The organism is Luedemannella flava (assembly GCF_039528515.1).
GTDB classification, from domain to species: domain Bacteria; phylum Actinomycetota; class Actinomycetes; order Mycobacteriales; family Micromonosporaceae; genus Luedemannella; species Luedemannella flava.
The window spans coordinates 1-12029 of the sequence record NZ_BAAALT010000005.1 but is presented as its reverse complement, the minus strand read 5'-3'; the positions used below and the strand labels follow the sequence as shown (position 1 = coordinate 12029).

The following is a 12029-nucleotide window of genomic DNA, read 5'->3' as shown; positions in this document are numbered from 1 at the left end:
GCACCAACCGCCGACCCTGCCCCCACGTGCGGGCGATCGACTCACTGACCGCCTCGGCGCCCACGACCATCGGGCCCACGTGCGCCAGTTGGGCCGGCTCCAGAACTCCCAGCAGCGACGGCACGACGCTGGCCACCGTCACACCCGACAGCTCCGCGAGCCGCCCGGGCTGCGACCGCTGCTCCTCCGTGGCGATCCACAACGACCCGCCACACCCCAACGCCACCGCCACATCCAGCACGGACGCGTCGAAACTGAACGACGCGAACTGCAACACACCAGTCCCGGCCTCAACACCCAGCAACGGGCCGAACACCGAGACCAGGTTCGCCAGCGCCCCGTGGGGAACCCCCACACCCTTCGGCACACCCGACGACCCGGACGTGTAGATCACATAGGCGAGCCCCAACGGATCCAGTGCCGCCGGCAGCGGACCCTCAGCGCCGGCCCGCAGCTCGTCCAGACCGACCACCGGCACCCCGTCGAGGGCCCGGTCGCCCAGCACCAGGTCCACCCCGGCGTCGGCCACCATCACCGCCACCCGCTCGCCCGGCAGCTGCGGGTCGATCGGCAGGTAGGCGCCGCCGGCCTTCCACACGGCGACCATCCCGGTGATCATCTCCAGGCCGCGCGGCAGGCACAGGCCCACCACCGACCCGGCACCCACCCCACGACCGCTCAGGTAACGGGCCAGACCTTCCGCCATCGCATTCAGCTCGGCATACGAGAGTTCAAGCCCGTCGAACACCACCGCCGCCGTGTCCGGATGCGTGCGCACCCGCGCCTCGAACAGCTCGACCACCGTCGCGTCGGCCACCTCGGCCGCCGTGTCGTTCCAGGTGTCCAGGACCAGTTCGCGCTCGGCGGCGTCGAACACGTCCACCGCGTGCAGGGCGACGTCCGGATCGGCGGTCACCGTGTCCAGCACCCGGACCAGGCGGCGGGTCAACGCCGCCACCGACGGCACCTCGAACAGGTCCGCGGAGCCGATCATCGACCCGCGCAGGCCCGCCGGCCGGCCGTGGGCGTCGGTGACCTCGGCCAGCGTCACCTCGAGGTCGAACTTCGACGCCGAAACCAGGCCTTCCATCCGGGGCGCGGCCGCCGCCACGCCCGTCAGGTCCAGCTCGGCCCGGTCGTTGTTCTGCACCGTCACCATGACCTGGAACAGCGGGTGCCGGCCCAGCGACCGTTGCGGCGCCAGCTCCTCGACCAGCCGCTCGAACGGCACATCCTGGTGCTCCAACGCGCCCAGCGACGCCTCCCGCACCCGCGAGAGCACCTGGCGGAACACCGGGTCCCCCGCCAGGTCCGTGCGGATGACGAGGCTGTTCACGAAGAATCCGACCAGGTCCTCCAGCGCCTCGTCGCCCCGGCCCGCCACCGCCGACCCCAACGGGATGTCGGTGCCCGAACCCAACCGCGACAACAGCACCGCGAACGCGGCCTGAACCACCATGAACACGGTGACGCCCTCGGCCCGTGCCAGCTCCACCAACCGCGCGTGCGTCTGCGCCGACACGGACAGCGGCACCACGTGCCCCCGGTGGCTGGCGACCGTGGGACGCGGCCGGTCCACCGGCAGCATCAGTTCCGCCGGCGCCCCCGCAAGAGCGGTTCGCCAGTACCCCACCTGCGCGGACAGCAGGCTCGTCGGGTCGGACTCGTCGCCCAGGAGATCCCGCTGCCACATCGCGTAATCGGCGTACTGCACCGGCAGCGGTGCCCACCGCGGAGCCTCACCCCGCACCCGCGCCGCATAAGCCGTGGATAGATCGCGGCCGAGCGGCGCCATCGACCAGCCGTCACCCGCGATGTGATGAACGACAAGCACCAGCATCCGCTCCGCCGGGCCGGTCTCGAACAGCCACGCCCGTACCGGCACCTCGACCGACAGGTCAAACGCGTACCGCGACGCCCGGGCCACCGCGTCGCCGACCTCGTCCGGCGTCACCTGGCTGACCGCCAGCTCCCACCGCAGCTGCGCCGGGTCAAGCACACGCTGGAACGGTTCCCCGTCAACGGATCCGTAGACGGTCCGCAGGGACTCGTGCCGCACGAGCACGTCCCGTAGTGCCGCCTCGAGCGCGGCGACGTCCAGGTCACCGTCGAGGCGTACCGCGGTCGACACGTTGTAGGTCGAGCTCGGCCCCTCCAGCTGCCCCAGGAACCACAACCTCCGCTGCGCGAACGACAGCGGTACCAGCTCCGGGCGCACCCGGGGCCCGACCGGCTGCCGCACGGTCCCCGTGACGTCGGCCAGCCGAGCCGCCAACGCGGCCACGGTCGGCGCCTCGAACAGCGTCCGCAACGGCAACTCCACACCGAGCACGGCCCGCACCCGCGACACCAGCCGCGCCGCGAGCAACGAGTGCCCACCCAGCCGGAAGAAGTCGTCGGTGACCCCGACCGACTCCAGCCCGAGCACCTGGGCGAACACCCCGCACAGCAACTCCTCCCGCACGGTGAGCGGGGCCCGACCGGCGGTCGCGAGCTGGGCAGCGTAGTCCGGGGCGGGCAGCGCGCGACGGTCCACCTTGCCGTTGATGGTCAACGGCAGGCTGTCCAGCACCACCAGGGCGGACGGCACCAGGTAGGCGGGCAGCTGCCCGCTGACGTACTCGAGCAACGACTCCGCCGACACATCACCGGCGGGCACCACGTAGGCGACCAGGCGGGTGTCGCCCGGCTGGTCAGCACGCGCGATCACCTCGGCCTGCGCGACGTCGGGGTGTTCAGCGAGCACGCTCTGCACCTCGCCCAGCTCGATCCGGAAGCCCCGGATCTTCACCTGCTGGTCGGCCCGGCCGAGGAACGTCAACGTCCCGTCCGGGCTCCACCGGACCCGGTCGCCGGTGCGGTACATCCGCTGGCCGGGTTCGAACGGGCAGGCCACGAACCGTTCGGCGGTGAACGCCGGCCGACCCACGTACCCGCGGGCCAGGCCGGCCCCGCTGGTGTACAGCTCACCGGGTACGCCGACCGGCACCGGGTTGAGCGACGCGTCCAGGACGTAGACACCGCTGGCCGTCACCGGGCCGCCGATCGGCACGCTGGCGCCCGCGGGCAGGTCCTCGGCGCGCACGTCGTGGGTGGTGGTGAACACGGTGCACTCGGTCGGACCGTACACATTGGTCAGTTCTGTGTCGGGCAGTTCGGTGAGCAGGCGACGGCAGTGGGCCGGGGAGAGGACGTCGCCGCCGGCCCACACCTCGCGCAGACCGGCGAGCGTAGCCACGTCGACATCGACGACCTCGTGGAACAGGCCGGCGGTCAACCAGGTGGTGGTAACGCCGTAGGTGGACATGAACGTCCGCAGTTCGGTCACGGACTGCTCGCGCCGGTTCGGGATGGCCAGGGTGGCCCCGTGGAGCAGGGCGCCCCAGACCTCCAGGGTGCTGGCGTCGAACGACACGGAGGCGAGCTGGCTCACCACGTCGGACGGACCCACGCGCAGGTGCCGGGCGACCCGGTCGACTCCCTTGTGGAGGATCACCGTTCCCTTGGGCACACCGGTCGAACCGGAGGTGTAGATGACCTGGGCCGGGTGCTCGGGGTCGAGGTGGCGGGCCGGCGGCGTGTCCGGGAATCCGGCCGCCACGCGAGGGTCGATGACCGGTACGCCGGTGAACAGGTGGCCTTCGGTGGTCAGCACCGCGATCGCCGCCGAGTCGCGCAGCATGAGGGCGATGCGGTCGGCCGGATAGTCGGTGTTGATCGGCACATAGGCGCCGCCGGCCTTCAGGATGCCCAGCCAGGTCACGACCAGTTCGGCGCCCGGGTCGACGGCCACCGCGACGGTGGTGTCCGGCCCGACCCCACGGTCGACCAGGTAGTGGGCGAGCTGGTTGGCCCGCCGGTCGAGGTCGGCGTAGGTCAGCCGGAACCCGGTGCCGACCAGCGCGACCGCGTCCGGTGTCCGGGCCGCTTGGGCCTCGAACCGGTCCGGGATGGTGCCGAGAACGTCCGCGTCGCCGCCACGGCTCCACTGCCGCAGGACCAGATCGCGCTCGTCGGTGTCGGCGACCCAGACCGTGCTGAGCCGGGTGTCGGGCGCGTCGGCCATGGTTTCGAGGACGTGCGTCCAGCCGCGGGCGATCCGCCGGACCGTCTCCGGCTCGAACAGGTCCACGGCGCCGATCACGGTGCCGCGCACCCCGGCGGGCGCGTTGTCGGCGTCGAACGCCTCCTCGACCAGGAAGTCCAGGTCGAACTTGACCGTCGGGGCACTGTGCGACGCGAGCGGGCCGGCCGTCTGGCGGGCCGCGCTCTGCAACGCGAGGACGACCTGGAACAGCGGGTGCCGGTTGAGCGTGCGCTCGGGGGCGAGTTCCTCGACGAGCCGCTCGAACGGCACGTCGGAGTTCTCGAAGGCGTTGAGGCCGACGGTGCGGATGCGGCCCAGTGCGTCGGTCAGCGTCGGGTCACCGGTCAGGTCCGCGCGGATGACCAGCGTGTTGACGAAGAACCCGACCAGGTCGTACACGGCCTCGTCGCCCCGGCCGGCGACCGCCGCGCCGAGCGGGATGTCGGTGCCCGCGCCCAGCCGGGACAGCAGCACCGCCAGCCCGGTCTGCAGCACCATGAACAGCGTGGTGCCCTCCGCTCGCGCGAGCGCCGACAACCTGCGGTGCAGATCCGCGGACAGATCCACGGGTACCCCGAAACCGCGGTGACCCGCGGCGGCCGGCCGCGACCGGTCGTAGGGCAGGTCCAGCCCGTCGGGCACGCCGGCCAGCGCGTCGCGCCAGTACGCCACCTGGGTGGACTGCAGGCTCGTCGGGTCGGACTCGTCCCCCAGCAGGTCCCGTTGCCACAGCGTGTAGTCGGCGTACTGCACCGGCAGTGGTTGCCACTGCGGCGCCCCACCGCGCGAGCGCGCCTCGTACGCGGTCGCCAGATCCCGGCTCAACGGCTCCATCGACCAGCCGTCCCCGGCGATGTGATGCACCACGAGCACCAGCGCCTGCTCACCATCGGCCTCGAACAACCAGGCCCGGATCGGCAGTTCGCTGTCGAGGTCGAAGGTGTACCGGGACGCCTCGGCGATGGCGGTGCGGAGCCCGTGCGCGTCGAGGGTGCGCACGTCGAGCGGCACGTGCGCCTGCTGCGGGTCAAGAATGTGCTGGTACGGCTCGCCGTCCACCGCCCGGAACACGGTACGCAGGGACTCGTGGCGCGTGATCACGTCGTGCAGCGCCGCGGCCAGCGCGTCGGCTTCCAGTGTCTGGGCCGGCCGGACCACGACCGGGATGTTGTAGGTCGGGCTGGGGCCGTCCAGGCGGTGCAGGAACCACAGCCGCCGCTGGGCGGAGGACAGCGGGATCCGCGCGGGGCGCGGTCCGGCCCGCAACGGTCGGCGGGCGCCGTCCGCGCTGGCCAACCGGGTCGCCAGGCGCGCCACGGTGGGTGCCTCGAACAACACCCGCAGCGGTACCTCGACATTGAGGACCGTCCGGATCCGGGACAGCAGCCGTACCGCGAGCAGGGAGTGCCCACCCAGCGCGAAGAAGTCGTCGTCCACGCCGACGCTCTCCCGACCCAGGACCTGGGCGAACGCGCCGCACAGGATCTCCTCCCGCACGGTGACCGGGCCACGACCGGACCCGGTCGCATACTCCGGCGCCGGCAGTGCCCGACGGTCCACCTTCCCGTTACGGGTCAACGGCAGCGCGGGCAGGGCCACGAACGCGGCCGGGACCATGTACTCGGGCAGGCGGTCGGTCAGGAACTCCCGCAGATCCGGCTCACCCTCGGCCACCACGTAGGCGACCAGGCGCCTGTCGCCCGGGACATCCTCGCGCGCGACAACCTCAGCCTGTGCCACCTGCGGGTGGGCCAGCAGTGCGGTCGCGACCTCGCCCGGTTCGATCCGGAAGCCCCGGACCTTCACCTGCTCGTCGGCGCGACCCGCGAACACCAACCGCCCATCGGCGGTCCACTTCGCCAGGTCGCCGGTCCGGTACATCCGCTCACCCGGCGCGAACGGGCAGGCGACGAACCGCTCACCGGTCAACCCGGCCCGACCCACATAACCGCGCGCCAGCCCGGCGCCCGCGATGTAGATCTCGCCCGGCACGCCCGGCGGTACGGGGTTGAGCCGCCCGTCCAGCACGTACAGGCCGGTGTTGGCGATCGGCCCGTCGAACGGCACGGTGCCCGCCCGGTCGGGGTCCACGATCCCGGTGGCGGCGATGACGGTCGCCTCGGTCGGCCCGTAGGCATGCACCAGTCGTCGACCCTGCCCCCACGTGCGGGCAACCGCCTCACTGACCGTCTCCGCACCCACGACCATCGCCCGCACCTGCGCCAGCGTGCTCGGCTCCAACACCCCCAGCAGGGACGGCACGACGCTGGCCACCGACACCCCGGACAGCTCGGCCAACCGCTGCGGCTGCGCACGCTGCTCCTCCGTGGCGATCCACAACGACCCGCCACACCCCAACGCCACCGCGATGTCCAGCACGGATGCGTCGAAACTGAACGACGCGAACTGCAGCACACCCGTCCCCGGGTCAACACCCAGCAGCGGACCGAACTGCGAGACCAGGTTCGCCAGCGCCCTGTGCGGGACCCCGACACCCTTGGGGATGCCCGTCGACCCCGACGTGTAGATCACGTACGCCAGTCCCGCCGGATCCGGTGCCACCGACGGCAGCGGGTGCTGCCCGGTGGACAGGTCGGCCGGGTCCACCACCGCGACGTCCGCCGTCACCGTCCGGTCGGCCACGACCAACCGGACGCCCGCGTCGGCGAGCATCACCGCCACCCGGTCGGCCGGCAGCTGCGGGTCGATCGGCACGTACGCGCCGCCGGCCTTCCACACCGCCACCATCGCCGTGACCAGGTCGACACCGCGCGGCAGGCACAAGCCGACCACCGAGTCGGGTCCCACGCCCAGGTCACGCAGACCCCGCGCCCACTCGCCCGCCCAGGCGTCCAGTTCCGCGTAGGTCAGCTCGACCCCGTCGAACACCACCGCCGCGACATCCGGGTGCTCGCGCGCCTGCCGCTCGAACAGTTCCACCACCGAGGTGTCGGGAACCGTCCCGGCACCAGCGCTGCCGCGGGCCAGCAACGCGACCCGCTCGTCGGCGCCCAGCACCTCGATGTCGCGCAACGCAACGTCCCGCCCACCGTCGAGCGCATGGGACACCACGTTGCGCAGCGCGGTGTACAGCAGTCGACCCACAGCCTCCGCGTCGATCGAGGTGACCGTCTGCACGGTGATGCTGAGCCGCTCCGGCCCGACATCGTTCACCGACACGACCAGGGGATAGTTCGTCCGCTCCTGCCCGAGGACCCGCCGTACGCCTTCCAGCGGCGGTTGTTGCGGTGCGCCCGAGGTGTCGCCCCCGAGGTGCCGGTAGTTCAGCAACGACGTGAACAGCGGCGTCCCGTCCGCGAGCCCACTGGCCTGTTGGGCCACCGCCAGCGGCGCGTGCTCGTGCGCCAACAGCGCGGCCAACTGGTCACGCATCAGGTCGACAGATTCCAGTACCCCGGTCACGTCGGTGCGGACCCGCACCGGCAGGGTGTTGATGAACGGCCCGAGTACCCGGTCGGCACCCTCGCCGGAGTTGAACCGGCCGAACAGCACGGTGCCGAACACCACGTCGTCCCGGCCGGACAGCACGGCCAGCACCCGTGCCCACGCCACGTGCAGCACGGTCGCCGCGCTGACCCCCAACCGCTGGGCCAGCACCCGCAATTGGATCACCGTCTCGGTGTCCACGCCGACCAGCGACGACGTCACCTCGGTCTCGTGGCCGCGCACGTCCATCAGCCCGAACGGTGCGGTCGGTTCGGTCACGTCGCCGAGCAGGTCGGCGAAGAACCGCTCGTGCTCGTCGCGGGACACCCCGCCCCGGGCCTGCGCCACGAAGTTGCGGAACGGCAGCGCCGGCGCGAGCTGTTCGGGCTGCCCGGACAGCACCGCCCGCAGTTCGTGCAGCAGTACGTCCATGCCCTGGTGGTCCTGCACGAGGTGATGCATGCGCACCAGGCCGTACCAGCGCCCGCCCGCGGCCGCAGCCGTGTGCAGGTCCAACAGCGGCGCCCGGCCGAGGTCGATGGCGAGCCCGGCGGTGGCCACGAGCGCGTCCACGTCGTCGGTGGGCAGCGCGTGCTCGGTCACCGGCAGGGTCACCTGCCGGCACACGACCTGGACCGGCTCTGGCAGCCCGTCCCAGAGCACCGCGGTGCGGTAGATGTCGTGCCGGTCCACCACCTGCTGCAGGGCGGCAACGAACCGGTCCAGCCGGTCACGCGAGTCGAACTCCAGCACCTGCACCGAGACGTACACGTCCAGGCCGTCACCGGCCATCAGGTGGTGGAACAGCATCCCTTCCTGCAACGGCGCGAGGGGGTAGATGTCGGCCACGTTGGCCGCTCCGCCGGGCACCCGGGCCACCACCCGGTCGATCTCCTGCTGGGACAACCGAACCAGCGGCAACATCGCCGGGGTGATCTGATCGACCCGCTCGGGGATCGCGTTGGCCGGCACGGTCACCGCGTCGACGGCGGTCTCCGCCGCCAGGCCGGCCGGGGTCGGGGAGGAGAACAGCGCCCGCACGGACACCGTCACCCCGTGCTCGCGCAACACCTCCACCAGGCGTACGGCGAGCAGCGAGTGGCCACCGAGCTGGAAGAAGTCGTCGTCCACACCGACCGACTCCACGCCGAGCACCTGGGCGAACGCCGCGCACAGGATCTCCTCCTGCGCGGTGGCCGGTGCCCGACCGGATCCGACCGTGTACTCCGGGGCCGGCAACGCCTTGCGGTCCACCTTGCCGTTGACCGTGAGCGGCAACTCCGCCAGTACCACCACCGCCGACGGCACCATGTAGTCGGGCAGCCGCTCGGCGACGAACTCGCGCAGACCCTCGACCTCGTCACCCACGACGTAGGCCACCAGTCGCTTGTCTCCCGGCACGTCCTCGCGCACGACGGCCGCGGCCTGGGCCACCTCGGGCCGGGCCAGCAGGACGGCCTCGATCTCACCGAGCTCGATCCGGAACCCGCGGATCTTCACCTGCTCGTCGGCCCGACCGACGAAGCCGAGCTGACCGTCGGGCAGCCACTTCGCCAGGTCGCCGGTGCGGTACATCCGGTCCCCGGTACCGAAGGGACAGGCCACGAAACGTTCGCCGGTCAGGCCGGCGCGTCCCACGTAGCCCCGGGTCACCCCGGCGCCGGCCACGTACAGCTCGCCGACCACGCCGGTCGGCACCGGGCGCAGCCCGGCGTCCAGGACGAACAGTCGGGAGTTCGCGATCGGCCCACCGATGGTCGGTTCGTCGCCCGGTGTCAACGGCTGTGACATCGTCGCGCACACGGTGATCTCGGTCGGCCCGTACGCGTTGATGAACCGGCGCCCCGGTGCCCACCGGTCGACCAGTCCGGCCTCCAGCGCCTCACCCGCTGACACGAGCGTGCGCACCGGCGCCAGGTCCTGCTCGGCCAGCACACCGAGCACGGCCGGCGGCAGCGTCACGTGGGTCACCTGGTGACGGTCCAGCACCTCGGCCAGTCCCGCGCCCGGTACCAGCTCGTCGGCGCCGGCCAGCACGAGCGCGGCGCCGGAGCACCACGCCATCAGCACCTCGGACACCGCCGCGTCGAACCCCGGCGACGCGAACTGCAGCACCCGTGACCCCGGCTCCACGGCGAACCGTTGCGCCTGCGCCGCGACCAGGTTCACCGCGCCACCGTGGGTGACGGCGACGCCCTTCGGCACGCCGGTCGACCCGGACGTGTAGATGATGTACGCCAGCCCGGCCGGGTCGACGGCCGCGTCCGGCGCCGTGTCCGCGGCCAGGTCCAGCGCGACGGCGACCGCCGGGTCGTCCAGCGCCACCGTCCGCAGCCGGCCGGCAGGCAGGTCGTCGAGCGTGTGCGCGACGCCGAGGACCACCTGGACCCGGCCGTCGGCCAGCATGAACGCCACCCGGTCGGTCGGCAACTGACCGTCGATCGGCAGGTACGCGGCACCGGCCTTCCACACGCCGAGAATGGCGCTGACCAGCTGCGGGCCACGGGGGAAGCACAGCCCCACCACCGACTCGGCGCCGATGCCCAGACCACGCAGGTACGCCGCGATCCGGTTGGCCTGGCCGTCCACCTCGCGGTAGGTCAGCGTCACCCCGTCGGCGATCACGGCCGGCGCGGTGGGGTCATCGGCGACCCGCTGGGCGATCAGGTCGAGCACGGTCCGGCCGGGCACCGCGGTCGGACGGGGGTTCCACTCCAGAAGACGCGAGCGCTCCCGCTCGTCGGTGAGGTCCACCGCGTGCAACGGCAGGTCCGGCGCCGCGGTCACCACGTCGAGGACACGGGCGAACCAGTCGGCGACGCGCTTCGCGGACGGCGCGTGGAACAGGTCCGCGGCCACGGTCACCCAGCCGGACAGTCCGGCCGGTCGGCCCTGCTCGTCGAAGGTCTCCCCGACCATGAACGCGGCGTCGGTGTCCACCGACCGTTCCGACGCGCCGTCGGACACCGCGCCGACCTGGATGTCGGGCAGTTCCAGCACCGCGCGGTCGGTGTTCTGCAGCGTCAGCACGACCTGGAAGATCGGGTGCCGGGCCAGCGACCGGGCCGGCGCCAACTCCTCGACCAGCCGCTCGAACGGCACGTCCTGGTGCGCCAACGCCCCCAGCGACGCCTCCCGCACCCGGGCGAGCACCTGCCGGAAGTCCGGATCCCCCGACAGGTCCGTGCGGATGACCAGCGTGTTGACGAAGAACCCGACGAGGTCGTTCATCGCCTCATCGGTACGACCCGCGACGCCGGATCCGATCGGGATGTCGGTGCCCGCACCCAGGCGGGACAAGGTCACCGCGAGGGCGGCCTGCAGCGCGATGTAGGGGGTGACGCCCTCGTCCCGGGCCAGGTCGGCGAGGCGCTGGTGCACGTCGGCCGGCACGTGCAACGGCACCCGGTGCCCGCGATGGCTCGCCCGCGCCGGCCGCGGCAGGTCGGTCGGCAGCGCCAGCTCCTCCGGAGCACCCGACAGGGCCTCGCGCCAGTACTCCACCTGGGTTGACAGCAGACTTTCTGGACCTTCACCGAGCAGCTCCCGCTGCCACAGCGCGTAGTCGGCGTACTGCACCGGCAGCGGCGTCCACTGCGGGGCCCCGCCGCGCACCCGCGCCTCATACGCGGTCGACACGTCCCGGCCCAGCACCGCCGTCGACCACCCGTCCGTGGCGATGTGGTGCACCACGAGGACCAGCACCCGCGCGCCGGATTCCGCCTCGAACAACGAGGCCCGGATCGGCACCTCCACCGCCAGGTCGAACGCGTGCCGCGACGCCTGCCCGACCACGCCGGCCAGCTCATCGTCGGCAACCCGGCGCACCTCCAACGCCCACTCGACCTCGGAAGGTTCAAGAATCTGCTGGTACGGCTCACCATCGAGCGAGCCGAACACGGTCCGCAACGACTCGTGCCGGGCGAGCACGTCCCGCAGCGCCGCACCCAGCGCCGCGACGTCCAGTTCGCCGTCGAGGCGCAGCGTCGTCGCCAGGTTGTACGCCGGGTTCGGCCCTTCCAACTGGCCCAGGAACCACAGCCGGCGCTGGGCGAACGACAACGGCACCCGCTCGGGCCGGGTCACCGCCCGCAGCGGCCGACGCACCTGATCGACCCCGGTGCCGGTCAGCCGGGCGGCCAACCGGGCCACGGTCGGCGCCTCGAACAGTGCCCGCAGCGGCAGTTCCACCTGCAGTTCCACCCGGAGCCGGGAGATCAACCGGACGGCGAGCAGCGAGTGCCCCCCGAGCCGGAAGAAGTCGTCCTCGACCCCGACCGACTCCAGGCCCAGTACCTGCGCGAACGCCGCGCAGAGCAGTTCCTCCTGCGCGGTGGCCGGCGGCCGGCTGGCCACGACGGCGTACGCGGGCGCCGGCAGTGCCCGCCGGTCCAGCTTGCCGTTGCGGGTCAACGGCAGCTCGGCCAACGCCACGAACGCGGACGGCACCATGTAGTCCGGCAGCCGGTCGGCCAGGAACTCCCGCAGATCCGGC

General features: G+C 72.4%; 1 protein-coding gene. It reads right to left on the bottom strand.

What is annotated here, in order from left to right:
- Positions 1 to 12029 (bottom strand): non-ribosomal peptide synthetase (locus tag ABD211_RS01955; protein ID WP_344125516.1); only part of this gene is annotated, 12029 nt, incomplete at both ends.